The organism is Sphaerospermopsis kisseleviana CS-549 (assembly GCF_028329225.1).
Lineage (GTDB): Bacteria > Cyanobacteriota > Cyanobacteriia > Cyanobacteriales > Nostocaceae > Sphaerospermopsis > Sphaerospermopsis kisseleviana.
Genome location: NZ_JAQMTI010000077.1, coordinates 1 through 17,201, shown reverse-complemented (window position 1 = coordinate 17,201; position 17,201 = coordinate 1). Strand labels below are relative to the sequence as shown.

The following is a 17,201-nucleotide window of genomic DNA, read 5'->3' as shown; positions in this document are numbered from 1 at the left end:
GGACTGGGGACTGGGGACTGGGGACTGGGGACTGGGGACTGGTGACTGGTGACTGGGTAATCAATTTTATTTTTACCAGTCATCAATTATCAATTATCAATTATCAATTATCAATTATCAATTACCTTAATCTTTTTCTGGGAAAGTTACAGTTGGTAATCCTTGATTATTAATCACTATTTTACCACCTAAATTTTCAATTTCTTGAATTGCACGGTTGCGGGTTTTTTCATCTACGTTATTTTGTAAAACCATGCCCCAACTGGCAATTCTAGCATACTTACTATCAGGGTTTCTTTCTAGAAATTTAGCAGTAGATTGGGACAGAGAAACTACATTTTTACTGTCTTGATCATCGTATTCACTAGCCCATTCTGCCGCTTTGAGAAAAGACTTACTTGCGGCTTGGGAGTCACCTAAAAATAATAACTCATCTGTGCCTTTATAACGCCAGATATAGTAAGATTTTTCTGGGATTTTAGGAGATAGGGATTTTAGACTTTTATCCATTAATTTAATAGCTCTTTCTGGCATACCTGCATATAAAGAACTACTAACAGAAAGACCAAGATAAGCTTCTCTAAATTTCGGGTCATGTTTAAGTATGATTGCAAAAAATTCTGGACTTAAACTATAACCTATTTTATCTCTAACGGGATCATCACCAAAGTATTGCAAAAAGTCAATATATACCCAATTAGAAATGAGGTTATCATAACCAAAAGTGGGTATTTGTTGCAGTAAACTCAAACGTAAAGCTTCTTTTTGTTGTTCTTTTTCCAAAGCTTCCACAGACATAGATTGTTCGCTGTTGATAAGTTCTTGCAATCTCGGAAATTGACTTAAACTAATTCCTAATATGCAGAAACAAGCTACTAAAGGCGTAATAATAAATTCACGAGATAACAACATAATTTTTCTTAGCTTTCTCAGCAAATTTACCTGATTGTATATTTTACCTGGCTTTGGAACAAGTTCGTAACAGATTGACAATAGGAAATGTTTAATATAAACTTACATTTACGTTAAAATACTTATATTAAAGTTAAGTTTTTTAAAAAAGACTAGAAAAAAAAACCAATATAACCAACAATAAGATTTTGATACAACTTTAACCCTGTACATTTAGTTTTAATAGTGTTGATACCACATTTGCTCAAGTGGTTACTACCAAAACTTGGTAAAATTCTCTTGAAGATAATCCTTAATTAAATTAGATTCAACATTTTTACTGTTTAATTTGACATAACTGCCAACATTGTTGAGCGATCGCCCAATCTTCTTGTGTGTGTATAACTAATACTCGCACATTAGAATCAAGTGTAGCAATATCTACATCAATTGGTTGCTGTTTATTTTTCTCCGAGTCTATTTTCAATCCTAAAAATTCCCACGCTTCACAAGCTGCTTGTCTGATTAATGGAGATTTTTCACCTGCTCCAGCGGTAAATACTAACGCATCTAAACCACCCAAACTAGCCAACATCGAACCGATACCAGTCCGTAACCGATGTACGTAAATATCCCAAGCTAGTTTAGCACGATAGTTACCTTGTTCAATTGCTGCCAGAACTTGAGGTAAATCACTGGAAACACCCGAAATTCCCCGTAGACCAGAAGCTTTATTTAAAACATAATCTAAGCTTTCTGCTGAGTAATCAGACTGACGCAATAGATAGATTAAAATTCCTGGATCAATTGAACCGCAACGACTTCCCATCATCAAACCATCTAAAGGTGTAAATCCCATAGTGGTATCAATACTGCGACCTTCTTTAATTGCAGCTAAAGAGCAACCGTTACCTAAATGGCAAGTGATTAAACGCAGGTCTGTCAAATCTCGACCAAGAATTTGCGCTGCACGGTTCGCACAGTATTGGTGACTGATACCATGAAAGCCGTAGCGACGGATACCTTTCTCTACCCAATCATAAGGACCGGGATAGACGGCAGCAGCATCCGGTAAGGTGCTATGAAAACCTGTATCAAATACTGCTACTTGTTTAACATCTCCCAAGCTTTGCTCAATGGCTTCTATGCCTTCCAAAGCCGCTGGGTTATGGGCTGGGGCAAGGGTTGAAAGATTAGCGATCGCCTGTTTAACATCCTCGTTAATTATAACACTATTGCGGTAATTTAAGCCACCATGTACTACACGATGTCCTACCACATCAATTTCTGATAAATTACTCAGTACCTTGGTAGCACCACGAGTAAGAGTATACAGCATATATGCTACATGGGCTTTGCGGGAGTCACCATAAATAGATTCTTGCAGTGTTTCACCAGTGGCGGTTTTTACCTCAATTTCAGCCACACCACGGTCTTGAGTCCAGTTAACTTTCCCTTCCCAAAGAGGTTTTGGTGCTTCTTGGGGAAGAGTTGCATCTGTAATGTCATACAAACAACTTTTTTGGCTACTAGATCCGGCATTTAAGACTAGAATCTTCATAGAATAATGGGAAACATAACCTGGTCTGATGCTGTCATGATTTTACAATTGCTTTTGCAAGTTTTCCACCGAGTAGATGAAATTAGTGTTTGAAAATAAGCACATTTGAAAAATTTAGGAGTCAGTAGGGGCGAAGCATTCGGACAGAAATATTAGGGAAAAATCGAGAATTGAACACCGAAATGCTTCGCCCGTACAGGAGTCAGAATGTTTGAGTAGGGGTAGATGATGAAATAGTGATTTTTGGGTAGCATCTTAAATGTGTAAATTTGATATGATTGAACCGCAAAGGGCGCAAAGAACACAAAGGTAAGAGAGTTTAAGAGATTTTTTAGTGTTGCTGTGGTTATTTTTGCTATCTAGGAATAAGATCCCCAAGATTCGGGGATCTGAAGTTTTACAATTCTAGTTTTTCTCCGCGAATAGAATAATCTAATAATTCCATTGGGTGCATTAAAGACATTTTCTTACCTGGCAAATATTTACTAATTTGCAAACTACAACCAGGGTTAGGGGAAGCAATTAAATCAGCACCAGTATTGATTAAATTCTGGGCTTTTTGTTCACCTAATTCTTCAGCAACTTCTGGTTGTAGCAGATTATAAATACCTGCACTACCACAACACAAAGCTGCATCTATGGGTTCTTTTAAGGTGACTCCAGGAATTTTTCTTAATAACTGACGGGGTTGAACACTAATTTTTTGACCATGTAATAAATGACAAGCATCTTGATAAACTAAAGTTAAAGGTTTATCTGTTAAAGGTGAAAGTTCCGCAGTTAAACCCACATTTGCTAAAAATTCCTGTGCATCTTTTACTTTTGCTGCAAATGCTTTAGCTCTTTGGGCATATTCTGGATCATCAGCTAAAATATGACCATATTCTTTTAAAGTATGACCACAACCAGCAGCATTAATAATCACAAAATCGACATTTGTATCAGCAAAACTATCAATCATTTGTCTTGCTAAAGCTTTCGCTTGTTCAGTTTGTCCTTGATGTTCAGGAAGTGCAGCACAACAACCTTGAGATTTAGGAATTACAACTTCACAACCATTCGCAGTTAAAACCCTCACTGTTGCTTCATTTACCGGAGAGAAAAACAAACGTTGTACACATCCCAAAATTACACCAACACGATATCTTTTTTCACCCTTTGCAGGAATGATATCGGGTAAATTATCCTGAAAAGACTTAACAGTAATTTCCGGTAAAATAGACTCCATAGCAGCTAACCGGGGAGAGATTTTTTTCATTAACCCAGTAGCGCGTAATAACTGAGAAACCCCCAACTTTTGATAAACAAATAAAGGGAAAAGTAAAATTCTTAAAACATCAGGATTAGGAAACAGAGAAAAAATCAATTGACGGATTAACTTATCAGAAAAACTGCGGTTATAATTTCTTTCCACCTGATGACGAGTTGCGGAAATCAACTTATCATACTGCACACCAGAAGGACAAGTTGACACACAAGCAAGACAACCCAAACAAGAATCAAAATGTTGAACAGTAGCAGTATTTAAAGCAATTTCCCCCTCATTAATAGCATCCATTAAATAGATTCTACCCCTGGGTGAATCCATCTCCTTTCCGATTACCCGATAACTAGGACAGGTAGAAAGACAAAACCCACAATGAACACAACTATCAATCAACTTAGGATCAGGAGGATGACTAGGATCAAAACCCTGTAAATTCTTAACACTAGCAGTCTTATTCACCGAACTTTCCGAAACTTGCATGACTCTTTCTTCCCCTCTTAACTTTGCGTACTTTGCGTACTTTGCGGTTCGTTATTCTTAAACCTTAAATCCCACCAACAAACCGACCAGGACTTAAAATATAATTCCCATCAAACTGTTTCTTAATTCGCTGCATCATATCCAAACCATTACCATCATAACCCCAGATATCCAACTTTTCTTTTATTTCAAAAGGTGCAGATAAAACACTTAAAAAACCAGAATTAGATTGACAGAAATCACGCACGTTCAAAACCTGATTTTGATTTTCTAACCGCACCAAACCCAAACCGCTATTGAGATGAATCAACCCGAAATTAATTTGATTAATCACCTCCACCGCAGCAGTTGGTAATACTCCTATTTTGGCAGTAATTTCTGAATTATTACCATAATTATGTATTGTTTCTGGTAATTGTTGCCATAAATTAGCCTCATTTTCGGCTGAATAAATTGCCCCATTTAAACCTAATTTTTGACCAATTGCCAAAAGTCTGTTAGACTGTTCCTTCACACTTTCGCTAATACTTTGAAACCGGACAATTAAACCTATTCCGCTACCTAAATTTAAATCAGAAACTAATTGACTGGATATTAAATCTGCTTGAGTTGGTGTTAACTCAGAACCTTGAAGAATTGTAGCAGCTTGGGATATCGCTTCAGCTTTACCAGTTAATATTACAGTTCCCGATGTTTCTGGTAAAGGATAAACTCGAAAAGTGGCTTGACTGATAATTCCTAATGTACCGTAAGCACCGGTAAACAATTTCATCAAGTCGTAACCAGCAACATTTTTTACTACCCTTCCCCCTGCTTTGGCAATTTGTCCATCAGCGCGGATAAAACTTATACCTAAAAGTTGGTCACGCACACCGCCATAACGTTGACGTAGAGAACCTGTATCAGCAGTAGCAATAATACCACCAATGGTAGCAAAAGGAGAAAAAGCAGGGTCAAGAGCTAAATTTTGCCGATATTTGGCTAAAATTTCTTGAAGTTCGCCAAATTTTATTCCTGCTTCTACGGTGACAGTTAGATCACCTACCGCGTGTTCTATGAGTCTGTTAATACGTTCTGTACTGACGACAATATCAATATTTTTACTTAAACCACCCCAATGAAGTTTACTTGCACTACCGCAGGGGAGAACGGACCATTTATTGCTGTTTGCAGCGGACATGACTGCGGCCAGTTGTTCTTGAGTGTGGGGATAAACGATACAACTGGGATGGGTTTTGGGGTTTATCGCTGCTTGAATACGTTGTTGCTGACTGGGTGCGAGATTTTCCCAAGGGAAGACAGCGTTTTCTGTGTTGATAATAGATGCTATGGTAGAGGCGATCGCATTCATTGGTTTGTTTTCCTATCCTCCTTATTAATGTACTGGTTAATTTAACAAAAATCATACACCAGAGGAAAATTGGTAAATTAATCTTGAGGAATTTTTGATTTTGTGCAAATACCCAACTGATCAATTGATAATTGACAATTGACAATTGATAATTGTTTGATTCGGGAGCATCCCAAATGTGTAAGTTGATTTTTTGCTTGAGGTCAAAACGTGAAATGAACGAACCACGAAGGTACATTCACCGAAGGTGTTCCCGAAGGGTAGGACACGAAGGGAAGAAGGAAGAAGAGAGTTTTTGGTGTTGTTACGGTTATTTGTTAAGAATTGGGATGACAGGAAAAATTTTTGCTTTGATAAGTTCTAAAAAAATGTATTATCCTTAATATCTAAGTGATGGTGATGGGAATTTTTTTGTGTCAACAGTAATTAAAAATTCGTTTCCGCGTCTTGTTTCTCTGGATGTATTTCGGGGAATTGCGATCGCCTCTATGATTTTAGTTAATAATCCTGGTAGTTGGAGTTACATCTACCCACCATTAGAACACGCAAAATGGCATGGTTGCACACCCACAGATTTAATTTTCCCTTTCTTTTTATTTATTGTTGGTGTAGCAATGCCTTTTTCTTTTGCTAAATATACACGAGAAAACACACCAGAAAACCGTCCCACTCGTCAAGTTTATTTGCGAATAATTCGCCGAGGTTTGGTGTTATTTGCTTTGGGTTTATTTTTGACTTTGTTTACTTTTTTTCTCGATTTTACTTTAAAAGGAATACCCATTGATTTAAGTAAAATTAGAATTATGGGGGTGTTGCAGCGTATCAGTTTAACTTATGTAATTGCTGCTTTTGTGGTTTTACAACTTTCCCAACGTGGTTTATGGATATTTTCAGGAATATCGCTTTTAGGTTATTGGGTTGCAATGCAATTAATTCCTGTTCCTGGTTTTGGTGCGGGTAATTTATCTGCTGAAGGAAATTTTGCTGGTTATATTGATCGGATGATTTTAGGAAGTCAACATCTTTATCAAAGTGGACCATTTGATCCTGAAGGTTTATTTAGCACTATTCCCGCATTGGTAACGGTTTTAATTGGTTATTTTACTGGTTCATGGTTGCAAAAACAGCAGGTTAAAACTAGGACGAGTGTTAATTTAGTAATTTGGGGTTTGGGGTGTTTAATTATTGGGATATTATGGGGTTTTGTATTTCCGATTAATAAATCTTTGTGGACGAGTTCTTATGTAGTTTATACTGCTGGTTGGGCTTTATTAGTATTAGCTTTGTGTTATGAAGTGGTGGAAGTTCGGGGTTTAAAAAAATGGGGTTTTCCTTGGGAAGTGATGGGTTTAAATGCTATTTTTCTCTTTGTTGGGTCTGGGGTTGTGGGCAGAATTTTAGTTAAAACTTCTGTAGGTAGTGGTAAAGATGCAGTAGCTACAAAAACCTGGATTTATGATAATTTGTTTAGTGCTTGGGCGGGAAATATGAATGGTTCATTATTATTTGCTATCACCAATCTTTTATTATGGTGGTTAGTGCTTTATTTTATGTATCGTCGGCGTTGGTTTCTGAAAATTTAGTTGTTCATGAATTTTGCTATTAAACACTAAGGGACTTCCAGATAAAAAAATATTCAATTAATTTTTGTGGGGTAGGTATACTTCGACACGCTCAGTACAAGTCTTGCCTGCCCTTCAACCCGGATGGGCTTCTAGTCCATCCCACAAGATTGGATAATTTATTGTTTGGAAGTTCCTAAAAACATAAAAAAACCACATTTATAAAATGTGGTAAACAAACATCATCAATTCTGTGATTTAATCTAATTCAGGTTCAACACCAAGCGCACGTAGTTGGGCAATTAATTTTTCTGTTTTCTGTCGTTCTTGTTCAGCTTTCTGTCGTTCTTGTTCAGCTTTCTGGCGTTCCTGTTCAGCTTTTTGTCGTTCCTGTTCAGCTTTCTGTCGTTCCTGTTCAGCTTTCTGGCGTTCTTGTTCAGCTTTCTGGCGTTCCTGTTCAACTTTTTCGCGTTCTTCTTCCACAGGAGTTAACACCCAATTACCATCTTGATCATACCAACGTAACCAAGGCATATTAACATTTTTGTAACTGCCCTGCCAAACTCCCAAACCTAATTCTAAATCAGGAATCCAAAAACGTAAATCTGATAAATTCACTTCAGTATAATGAGCGCCCTTTAACTCAAACATTCTAAATTCAGATTGATAACGATCAAAAATTGCGTAATAAGGAACTCTTAAAATTTGCTCATAAACTTCCCACTTAGTTGGGGGTTTTTCCACATCTCGCAAAGTTTGACCTAAATCTTCTTTTTCTGTTCCTGGTGATAATAATTCAACCACAATATAAGGATTTACAAATTCTTGCCAAACTACATAACTTAATCTTAAATCTCTTTCTTCATACAGAGAAGAAACACCAACAACCGCAAACCAATCTGGGCGTTTATGCCACAATGGATGACGACCATCGTAATATAAATTCATATCACTAGCTGTAAAAATTTGGTTGCTAGGATAGTTAGGGGGGCGAAATGTGTCTGCTAATAATTGTGGTTGTAGTAAATGAAATTGATCTGGCAAACCTTTCTCCTCCGGGTCTTCGCTAGGAAGATCATACATTGTTGGTAATGTTTCTTTAGGGGAAAGTGGTGGATCTGTTTGATACATTATTGGTATTCCTAAAGATACAACTTTGATCTCTATTATGTAGCACGATAATATGGTATTTGAAGATTTCTGGAGATTTTCAGAAGAACAACAATATCGCTTTTATAGGTAAAAACACAACAATTGTGTTGTATCCAAGTCATCACGATAAACACATTCAAAATTACTAAAACCGACTTTTTCAGAAATACTTTTTAGATTAGATTGAGTTTCCGGAAAATCCCTAGATGAAATATGACTATCGACCATTTTATACTCTTGAGGAGTTATTAAAGTCCAATCTTTTTTCACATTCCCTAAATAACGTTTAACATAACTATCTCTATCTTCATTTTCTTGACGAACTACATCAATTAAAATGAAAATTCCCCCTGATTTGAGCAGATTTTTGATATTTTTTATTACATCTTCTTTCTCTTCTAATTGCAAATGGTGGAGCGCAAAAGATGTAAACACAACATCAAATTTATTTGGTTCATTTTGCGCTAACTCATTCGTTAATTGCCAACAATCGCCTATGATAAAATTTCCCTGACAACCAGTAACAGCAATATTTTTTTTCGCATCTTCTATTGCGGGAACAGATACATCTATTCCTGTATATTCAGCAATTTGAGTATTTAATAAAGCTTGAGTGGTGAAACTCCCATCTCCACATCCCAAGTCAAGCAGAGTAAACGGTTTTTGCCAGTGTTTAACTAATAATTCATGGAGTACATTATATATTTCCCGATGTCCCATGTAATTGTTTTTTAACACTTTCTGGTAAATTTGCCATTGCTGGTTAAAAAACTCTGCTGTTAAGAGATTTTCTTCTTGAATCATTTCCAATTTTATCTGCTCTGTCATTGTTTTAAATTCCAGATATTTTTATTTTTAGATTGAAAACATTTTATCAGGTTTGGTGTGATAGTGGAAAGTTACTTATTTCCTGATGCATCAAAACATTTGGTAATCTTGTTTTTGTTCATTTAATGGTGGCCTGACACACAAATAAATCAACGCCCCAAAAAAGGGAACTAAAGCAAATAACCAAAATAATTGATTATCCTTCCAACCCCGTCGCGTCATATCATCCCCTAACAAAGCAGGAAATAATAGACTCAACATACAAAAATCTAAACTCATTACATTAATAAATCTGCTAGTTTGCCATTGTTGGATAAAATCACTCCAATTTCCTTGTAAACCATAAGCAAATAAAACCACCGCACCTAACATTAATAAAATTCCTGTGATGCGAGAATCAAAGATTTTCAGAAACAAATTTTTATTACCTGTAAATTCTTGATTTGGTTCTCTTAAAGCTAGATATGGTAAAAGTGCAAAAGCACCAAGCCCAAAGGAAACTGTAGCAAAAGGCCAAGCTGGTATTTTTTGCCTTCTGCCATCAATAAATAACACTGCACTGTAAATTAATGGCCATATTCCCATAATATTAAATAAGGCAATAATCGCAGGATTAATACCTTCCCAGTTTCCTGTAGAAAGATTGGTGATTAACTCTAAACTTTCTGGGAAATTATCAGGAGGTGCAAATAAAAAGGCGTAGGAAAGAAATCCTAGCCATATTAAACCAAAAGAGATTTTTCTCAACATGATTTACCGAGTTTAGACAGTTTACGCAGTTTGACTAAAAGCTTCTGAAAGATATTCTGCTGCTGCTGCTACTACAGCGATCGCATTTTCATAGTCTAACCGAGTTGGTCCCAAAACACCTATACTTCCCACGGGTACAGCACCCCGACGATAACTAGAAGATATCAAAGAACAGGTTCTAATGGGTTCTAAGGGATTTTCCGTACCTATCCGCACCGTCACCTTGGGTTTACCCGTTTCCTCTATTTCCGATTCCTCACATATTAACCGCCATAACTGCTCTTGTTCTTCTTCCAATAAGTGCATAATCGTTTGTACCTGCTGCACTTGGGCAAACTCCGGTTGACGCAACACCTCACCCACACCCCGCACCATGATTTGTGTGGCTGAAGGTGCAACAGCACGACGGAGTAATTCTGTCAATGAACTTTTCAAAAATTCCCCATAACGTTGAAACTCTTGATCTAACTCACTCCAGTCAAGCTGGGCTAATTCCAAGAGTGTAAAACCACGCAGATGACTATTTAAAAAGTTAGAAACTATTTGTAATTCTCGATCAATTGTTTCTGGATCAGGTTTAGTTGCTGACTCTCTTGTAAACAGATCCATTACCTTGGAATGGGTTTCATAACTATCCGTTACCACAATCAGCATAACTTTCCCATCTTCAACTTGCAAAAGCTGTAAATGTCTTAATTGTACTATATTGGGTTGTGGCATAGTTATCAACGTAATACAGCCGCTTAATGTTGCCAAAATTTGCGCCGCACCTTGTAGTAAAGCTTCTAAACTCCAATCATCCCAATGTAGACGCTGTTGTAAAGTAGATTCAACCTCTTTAGCTAAAGCTGCCGACGGTTTCATCAACCTATCAACATATATACGATAACCCGAATCAGAAGGTACACGCCCCGCAGAAGTGTGTGGTTGGTAAAGTAACCCCGACTTTTCCAAAACACCCATAACATTGCGGATAGTAGCGGAACTGACACCAAGATCAAATTCCTCAATTAAAGCTTTAGAGCCAACTGGTTCAGCAGTGGCGATATAATGGCGTACAGTTGCCCAAAGTATATGTTGTTGGCGATTTGTCAGCTGGAATTGCATAGAATATGTTTTACTGAAGGCAAATTTTAAGCAAAGGTTGAAAAATTTTGTTAATGAAACAGTAAAAAAGATTGATTATTAATCAAAACAAGATGCTAAATTATATATTTATACTATATTAGTTAAGTGCAAAGCTTCCCGTGAGAACTTATTTTCTATGTAATTATTAATACAGCATAGCTCATATCATAAAACAGGCTAAATTCTCATCTATTTATCATATTATCTTATATGATTTCTTAATCAAGCTGTATTTTTAGCTACAAAAGTTAGATTTAGCTTCAGTTGCATTGCTAACTATTGGTGATTGGTAATTGGTGATTGGGAAAAATAAAATTGATTACCCAGTCCCCAGTCCCCAGTCCCTAATACCTTGGAATTACAGGATCAACTAAAATAGAATAGGCATCAATACCACCTATAATATTTTTAACGTTAGTAAATCCTTGAGAAACTAACCACTGACACATCTGAGCAGAACGCATACCGTGATGGCATAATACCAGGGTTTCCGCATGGGCATCAAAACGGGTGAAAATTTCCCCGTTCCATTGCTCATATTCACTCAAAGGAAGATTGACAAAACCATCAATTTTGGCGATCGCTACTTCTTGTGGTTCACGCACATCTATTAACTGTAAACCAGAATCAGCATTTGCTAAACGTTCCGCTAGTTCTTTAACCTTAATTTCAGTAAAAGATTGACCAGTCATGCAGTTTCTCTAAACAATCCTAATATTTGTCATACTATTCATGGTGACAGAAAAGCGAGAAAATAGGTTGAATGTGAATAATCAACGTTTATCTTTTAGGTTTATAGTAGCTGGTGTAGTTGCTGTATTACTTGCTATTACTGGCTTTTACTGGTTTTTATTCAAAAGTCCAGTAAAATTAAATACTCCCATATCTCAACCAGGGGCGGCTATATTTGTATCTAATGTAGCACCTGCAATGGTGTCTTTATTAGTCAATCCTGAAGGTTTGCAGTCAATAGAAAAAAAAGGGGAAATTTCCCAAATCAAAAATAGTTTATTAGCAAAAACTAACATAAATTTCAAGGATGATATCAAACCTTGGCTAAGTAATGAAATTACCTTAGCTGTTACCAGTGAAGATATTGATCGTGATCCAGAAAATGGGTTACAACCAGGGTATTTGATGGCACTAGCTACAAACAACCCAGAAAAAAGCCGTGAGTTTGTTGAACTGTTATTTTCTCGACGAACTTTAGCAGGAACAAATTTAGAAGTAGAACAATATAAAGGTGTCAAATTACTGTATGATACACTAGAAATAATAACATCCAAAAAAAGCCAAAATACCAAATCCAAAATCCAAAATTCCTTAGCTGGTGCGGTTATTGATGACTTTGTTTTATTTGCTAATGATCTGAAAGTTGTCAAAGAAGCTATTAATAATATTCAAGCACCAAATTTGAATTTAAGTAGTGATTCTGAATATCAAAAAGCTGTAAAAGAACTACCAAAAAATGCTGTAGCTGTAGCTTTCTTAAAATTACCCACATTGGCAAAATGGCAAGGTTTAGAATTAGCAGAATCAACTTATAAGAGTCAAATTCTTTCTTTAGTTTTAAAATCTCAAGGTATGCTGGCAGAAAGCACATTTTTATCTAGATCAAATTTACCTAGTTCAAAAGTTGCTTCTGTATCTACACCATTATCTAAACCTGTGGATGCCTTAAAGTATATTCCAGAGTCAGCAGGTTTAGCAATTGCTGGCGCAAATTTGAGTAATTTACCCAATAGCAACTTAGATAAACTTTGGCAACAAGCAACAGCAACTATTTATGGTTCTTCTCAAGAAGCTATTGCCAGATGGATGCAACCTTTAATAGATGTACAAAAAAGCTGGGATATAAACTGGAAAGAGGATATTTTTAGTTGGGTAAGTGGAGAATATGCCTTAGCAATTTTACCAAATCAAGAGGCAAATCAAGATAAAAATATAAATCCCAATTGGGTGTTTGTAGTAGAAAAAACACCGCAGTTAGAACAAGGTATAGCGAAATTAGATAACATTGCCACAAACAACGAATTTAATGTTAGTTCTTTGATTTTAAACAATCAAAAAATTGCCGTTTGGACAGAGTTAAAAGCTATTCCTGAAAATTCATCTGTCAACATTGAAGCAAAAGTTAGAGGGGCGCATACAAGCATTGATAATTATGAAATTATTACCTCTGACTTAGCATTGATGGAAAAAATTATTACCCATCAAGAACATACCCTGATGGAAAATTCCAACTTTCAGGATAGTATTGCTAACTTACCTCAACCAAACCAAGGCTATATATATATTGATTGGAAAAAAAGCCAAGAATTTCTAGAAAGTCAACAACCCTTACTTAAATTTGTGGAATTGTTGGGTAAACCACTGTTTGACAATTTGCGATCGCTTACAGTCAGTAGTTACGGACAGGAAGCAGAAACACTCAAAGGTGGAGTCTTCTTCCAATTAGAAAAATAGACAAGCTAGATCCCCGACTTCTCAAAGAAGTCGGAAATCTGGGAACAGTTAATATTAAAAACCTACCCCTGTGAGATTTTTCTCCCCCCTTATTTTCTCAAATAATTGCCACATCTCATCTTCAACCGCCTTATCACCCGTTAAGCCAATCACCAATCACCCTATTCCCAACTTTCCAGCCAAAGCGGGAGTTAATGGTAAAAGGGTGCTAACCATTAAAAATAAAGCCAAAAGACCTAAAGCGGCTCTTGCGTCATCGGGTTCAGTAATTTCATTCAAACTGGGGCGTTCTGCATCTCGTTGTAAAAAGAAAATCACTATTGCCCAATAAAAAGCCAAAGTATTACCCAGAGATACCAAAGCTAAAACGATTAAAGTGGCAATTGTCGCTCTTCCTGCGGTTTTACGTCCATAAATTGCCTGAACAACACGCCCCCCGTCTAATTGTCCGGCTGGCATCAGGTTTAAAGCTGTAATTACCAACCCTAACCAACCAACTATCACCAAAGGATGAACATTCACCAAAGGCGCTTGTAAAGCCGAACCTAGCACAACTCGCGCCAAACTACCGACTAAAATTGAACCTTGAAAAAACTTATTGGGTAATTGAAATAAACTACCAGGGTGGGAAAGTAACAACCCTGTCACCAACATGATCAAAGAGATAATACCGCCAAAAGCAGGACCAGCTAAAGCAATATCAAATAACGCTTTGCGGTTGGGTAAGAGAGACTGAAAACGGGTAATTGCTCCAAAAGAGCCTATTTGCACCGCTGGGAGGAAAAAAGGCCAAGTTAGGCGGACTTGGTGTTTACGTGCTAATAACCAATGTCCAATTTCGTGAGCGATCAAAATTGTAAAAATTCCCAACCCTATGGGTAAAGCTTCCGAAACTCTTGATGGGTTGGCAAATAAATCAAAATTCAGCAGTAAACCCGCAGCTTCCAAACTGGTGGCGATAGTTGCTACTAATAAAATTACAGCAAATGCTTTTTGCGATAACTGCATTGGTTTAGGATCAGTGCGACTCGGTAGCACAATCATCACTGGTTTACCATCTGTATTTTCTACTAAAAAAAGACGATATTTATCACCTAATCGCTCTTGCAATCTTTGGGTGAGACGGTTGTGAACTTGTTCTGCATCTCCCCGCAAGTTACCTTTAAAAATCGCTCCCTCTTGATAGGGTATGGTTTCTGTGGCAAAAAATGTATCAATACCGAAAATACCTTTGATGGTATTTAAATCTTCTTCCGGGATGGTGATGGTTTCCAGTTTTACTTCTGCTACCACTACAGGTTGATCAGAATTTTCCGGTGTGGTTTGTGCTTCTAAAGCTTCGTTGGCAAGTCTTTCAGTTGCCTTAGCTTTGATAATGGCATCTTGGCCAGCTTGGCGTAATTGTCTACCTAAGAAGATGTATATTCCTGTGGAAAGCACTAGCAATAACAATACACCTGCTATATTGATATAAATGCCCGCAGCAAACAAACCAAAAAATACCAGCCAGGGAGCCATTAATACTACAGACTGTAACCAGGCTAAGATACCCAGCTTACCAAAAGGTCTGGCACGATAAAAGCCCCAACCCAAAATGCCGAAAGCGACTAGCACTACAGCCGCTATGATAGGAGTTTCTGATGAAGTTAACATTGCTCAACCTTTGCTAATCTATAACGCAAATAGGAGTCTACCCAAATAATGTAGTGCTGTTATTTGGGAATATTCAACTAAATTGACAAATTTAATATTTTATGATATTATCGACTATTTTCCTATCATTGTTTATGGTATTTTCTGGATGAGAAATCCTGGGTATTAAAGTTTCTCCACTTGATTGAATTTCTGGATTGAATTTCTGGCAGTGTATAACCAAGTAAGTTGGTAGTTTTTTGATTGGCGTAAACATTGCGTTTTTCTTCTAGATCAAAAATATCAATATGTTATGTTAGCTGAGGGATGAGGTAAAATTTTAGCGATCGCATTTTTGAAAAAGAAACTCAAATGTAACTAAGCTTATTGCATTATTTTTTTCACCTATTTGCCAAAAAAACTCTGATTAGAGAAGATTTTATAAAATTGCATATTCAAAATAATTGAACATAACTAACCACCTGTCACCTAGCTTTCACAGATAACTTTTTCAGCAAACCCTAGTTATTCTCTCTGGTTTGACGATTTCATTGGTTATCTTTTTGATAAGCTGTTGTGCATTTAATTTGTATAAGTGGAACAGGCATCTTGCCTGTTACACAAGAGTTCAGAATATTAGGATTATACAATTTAGCTGTGTAACAGCTTAACTGATTGCACACCTTGAATTAAAAGTTAAATCATACTACTTTTTGAAGTGCGGAATGTGGGTTTTATCATCTTACAATAATGTCCTTCACTAAACCTGCTAACTTTTGTGCAGCACCACCTTCACCCCTAGCACTGCGTAATTTATCTTTAATTGCTGCTAACTTTTCAGGATTTTCTAACAAATCTAAAACCATTTCTCCCACAGTGTCCGGTTGCAATTTTCCCACTAATTCCGGTACAATTTCACTTTGCGCCCAAATATTAGGCCAAGCTAATAAACCTTTATTTCTCAGAAACCACCAATTAATTAATTTAGCAAAACCAGAACCTAAACCCGGTAAATTTGCTAATAAACCTGGTAAACCATCCCAAGAACGCATTGCATCTAATTGTTGAGTAGGTAATAATACAATCATTGGTATTCCCAAAGCGCCTAATTCTGCAGTATTTGCTCCTACTGTAGTTAGACAAATTGCACATTGAGATAATAAATGATAAGCAGGGTTTTCTTGTTTTAATTCTACTGTTAAACCTGTAGAAGTTTGCAGAGAATTATCTATTAAAGATGCACCGTTAAAACCGAAAGCTTGAGTAAATTCGTTTTTTTCAGGATTTGCAAAACTGGCTAATGTTGGTAAATCTAAAGTTGGTGCAACAGGAATAAAAAACTTTGTTTCTGGTTTTTTAGAGTGAATATATTCAGCAATAGCTAAAGTTAAAGGTACCCCTTGAGTTAACTTAGCTTTTTTTGAACCTGGTAAAATTCCAATCAATTCAATTTTAGATTTTGGATTTTGGTTTTTGGATGTGATATCATCTTGTTTAGCAGCTTCTAACATTAAATCACCGACAACGGTAAATTTATGTGCATATTGAGGTGAGACATTTTTGATCACTTGGGGTTTCATCACTCCAAAACAGTCTATAAAATTATGCCAACGTGCTTCCCATTCTGCATAAACTACGGTTTTATATCCTAATTTTTTACCAATGATGACAGGAAAAATTTGATCTCCTCCCAAAAATACAACTACACCTTTTTTTCTCCAGTCCCAATTTTCGGCTGTTTTTCCTGTTAATAAAAACTGCCAAAAATGCTCAGGTGCTTGCACTCTATTTACCTCTGGATAGGAACTAGCTATACTTACTTCTTTACCACTAGCATGAGGACAAGGTGATAAAATCACAGAAATCCGCACTTGAGAAATATCATATCCTAATTGTTCTCTTAATGCTTTAACGACAGGACGCACCCAAGTTGTAACTTCCCCTGGTCCATTGGAAAGAATGAGAATATCAATCATATTTTTTTGAATAGTTATTTAATTTGTTATGGTTGGTAATGGGTAATGGGTAATTGGTAATTGGTAATTGGTAATGGGTAATTGGTAAAAATAAAATTGATTACCCAGTCACCAGTCACCAGTCACCAGTCACCAGTCACCAGTCACCAGTCACCAG

The 17,201-nt window shown here is 36.6% G+C and carries 13 protein-coding genes; 2 read left to right on the top strand and 11 right to left on the bottom strand.

The features are described from left to right. Nucleotides 1-126: 126 nt before the first annotated feature. The 4 genes from PN497_RS05370 to PN497_RS05355 all read right to left on the bottom strand — a co-directional run bounded on the left by PN497_RS05370 (nucleotide 127) and on the right by PN497_RS05355 (nucleotide 5,550). Entirely contained in the window at nucleotides 127-912 is a 786-nt protein-coding gene (locus PN497_RS05370; RefSeq protein WP_096565468.1) for a hypothetical protein, read from the bottom strand. Between the two features lie 316 nt (nucleotides 913-1,228). After that, on the bottom strand, nucleotides 1,229-2,452 hold the full coding sequence (locus tag PN497_RS05365; protein ID WP_096565470.1) for an acetate kinase: 1,224 nt from the start codon (nucleotides 2,450-2,452) through the stop codon (nucleotides 1,229-1,231). Between the two features lie 397 nt (nucleotides 2,453-2,849). Beyond that, nucleotides 2,850-4,199, bottom strand: coding sequence for a (Fe-S)-binding protein (locus PN497_RS05360; protein WP_096565472.1), 1,350 nt, complete (start codon nucleotides 4,197-4,199; stop codon nucleotides 2,850-2,852). 64 nt (nucleotides 4,200-4,263) lie between these two features. Beyond that, nucleotides 4,264-5,550 (bottom strand): FAD-binding oxidoreductase, encoded by a 1,287-nt coding sequence (locus PN497_RS05355; RefSeq protein WP_096565474.1) that lies wholly within the window; start codon nucleotides 5,548-5,550, stop codon nucleotides 4,264-4,266. 413 nt (nucleotides 5,551-5,963) lie between these two features. On the opposite strand from PN497_RS05355, the gene PN497_RS05350 reads away from it, so the two are divergent. Continuing rightward, the gene (locus PN497_RS05350; protein ID WP_096565476.1) at nucleotides 5,964-7,133 is read left to right on the top strand and encodes an acyltransferase family protein; all 1,170 of its coding nucleotides are present in this window, start codon (nucleotides 5,964-5,966) and stop codon (nucleotides 7,131-7,133) included. A gap of 237 nt (nucleotides 7,134-7,370) precedes the next feature. On the opposite strand, the gene PN497_RS05345 is transcribed toward PN497_RS05350, so the two are convergent. From PN497_RS05345 to PN497_RS05325, 5 genes are all read right to left on the bottom strand, one after another. Next, nucleotides 7,371-8,243 (bottom strand): Uma2 family endonuclease, encoded by an 873-nt coding sequence (locus PN497_RS05345; RefSeq protein ID WP_096565478.1) that lies wholly within the window; start codon nucleotides 8,241-8,243, stop codon nucleotides 7,371-7,373. A gap of 102 nt (nucleotides 8,244-8,345) precedes the next feature. Beyond that, a complete protein-coding gene (locus tag PN497_RS05340) occupies nucleotides 8,346-9,092 on the bottom strand; it encodes a class I SAM-dependent methyltransferase (RefSeq protein ID WP_199291245.1) in 747 nt (248 codons plus the stop codon). A gap of 90 nt (nucleotides 9,093-9,182) precedes the next feature. Further along, a complete protein-coding gene (locus PN497_RS05335) occupies nucleotides 9,183-9,842 on the bottom strand; it encodes a DUF2834 domain-containing protein (RefSeq protein WP_096565480.1) in 660 nt (219 codons plus the stop codon). 21 nt (nucleotides 9,843-9,863) lie between these two features. After that, nucleotides 9,864-10,949 carry a heat-inducible transcriptional repressor HrcA gene (gene hrcA / locus PN497_RS05330; protein WP_096565482.1) on the bottom strand — a complete coding sequence of 362 codons (1,086 nt, stop codon included), beginning with the start codon at nucleotides 10,947-10,949 and terminating at the stop codon, nucleotides 9,864-9,866. A 365-nt stretch (nucleotides 10,950-11,314) separates the two neighbouring features. Next, nucleotides 11,315-11,662, bottom strand: coding sequence for a rhodanese-like domain-containing protein (locus PN497_RS05325; protein WP_096565484.1), 348 nt, complete (start codon nucleotides 11,660-11,662; stop codon nucleotides 11,315-11,317). A 40-nt stretch (nucleotides 11,663-11,702) separates the two neighbouring features. Here PN497_RS05325 and PN497_RS05320 point away from each other — a divergent pair, with 40 nt between their 5' ends. Further along, nucleotides 11,703-13,436, top strand: coding sequence for a DUF3352 domain-containing protein (locus PN497_RS05320; protein WP_096565486.1), 1,734 nt, complete (start codon nucleotides 11,703-11,705; stop codon nucleotides 13,434-13,436). Nucleotides 13,437-13,592: 156 nt separating this feature from the next. Here PN497_RS05320 and PN497_RS05315 read toward each other — a convergent pair whose 3' ends face one another. Together PN497_RS05315 and PN497_RS05310 are read right to left on the bottom strand one after the other, a co-directional pair. Further along, nucleotides 13,593-15,089 (bottom strand): site-2 protease family protein, encoded by a 1,497-nt coding sequence (locus PN497_RS05315; RefSeq protein ID WP_096565488.1) that lies wholly within the window; start codon nucleotides 15,087-15,089, stop codon nucleotides 13,593-13,595. Between the two features lie 716 nt (nucleotides 15,090-15,805). Beyond that, nucleotides 15,806-17,044, bottom strand: a complete 1,239-nt coding sequence (locus PN497_RS05310) for a glycosyltransferase family protein (protein WP_096565490.1) — start codon at nucleotides 17,042-17,044, stop codon at nucleotides 15,806-15,808. Nucleotides 17,045-17,201: the final 157 nt, after the last annotated feature.

Coding starts and splice junctions, on each gene's coding strand:
- PN497_RS05310 (WP_096565490.1), bottom strand. CDS start 17,044: ATGATTGATATTCTCATTCTTTCCAATGGACCAGGGGAAGTTACAACT.
- PN497_RS05365 (WP_096565470.1), bottom strand. CDS start 2,452: ATGAAGATTCTAGTCTTAAATGCCGGATCTAGTAGCCAAAAAAGTTGT.
- PN497_RS05345 (WP_096565478.1), bottom strand. CDS start 8,243: ATGTATCAAACAGATCCACCACTTTCCCCTAAAGAAACATTACCAACA.
- PN497_RS05325 (WP_096565484.1), bottom strand. CDS start 11,662: ATGACTGGTCAATCTTTTACTGAAATTAAGGTTAAAGAACTAGCGGAA.
- PN497_RS05340 (WP_199291245.1), bottom strand. CDS start 9,092: ATGACAGAGCAGATAAAATTGGAAATGATTCAAGAAGAAAATCTCTTA.
- PN497_RS05370 (WP_096565468.1), bottom strand. CDS start 912: ATGTTGTTATCTCGTGAATTTATTATTACGCCTTTAGTAGCTTGTTTC.
- PN497_RS05355 (WP_096565474.1), bottom strand. CDS start 5,550: ATGAATGCGATCGCCTCTACCATAGCATCTATTATCAACACAGAAAAC.
- PN497_RS05360 (WP_096565472.1), bottom strand. CDS start 4,199: ATGCAAGTTTCGGAAAGTTCGGTGAATAAGACTGCTAGTGTTAAGAAT.
- PN497_RS05320 (WP_096565486.1), top strand. CDS start 11,703: ATGGTGACAGAAAAGCGAGAAAATAGGTTGAATGTGAATAATCAACGT.
- hrcA (WP_096565482.1), bottom strand. CDS start 10,949: ATGCAATTCCAGCTGACAAATCGCCAACAACATATACTTTGGGCAACT.
- PN497_RS05335 (WP_096565480.1), bottom strand. CDS start 9,842: ATGTTGAGAAAAATCTCTTTTGGTTTAATATGGCTAGGATTTCTTTCC.
- PN497_RS05315 (WP_096565488.1), bottom strand. CDS start 15,089: ATGTTAACTTCATCAGAAACTCCTATCATAGCGGCTGTAGTGCTAGTC.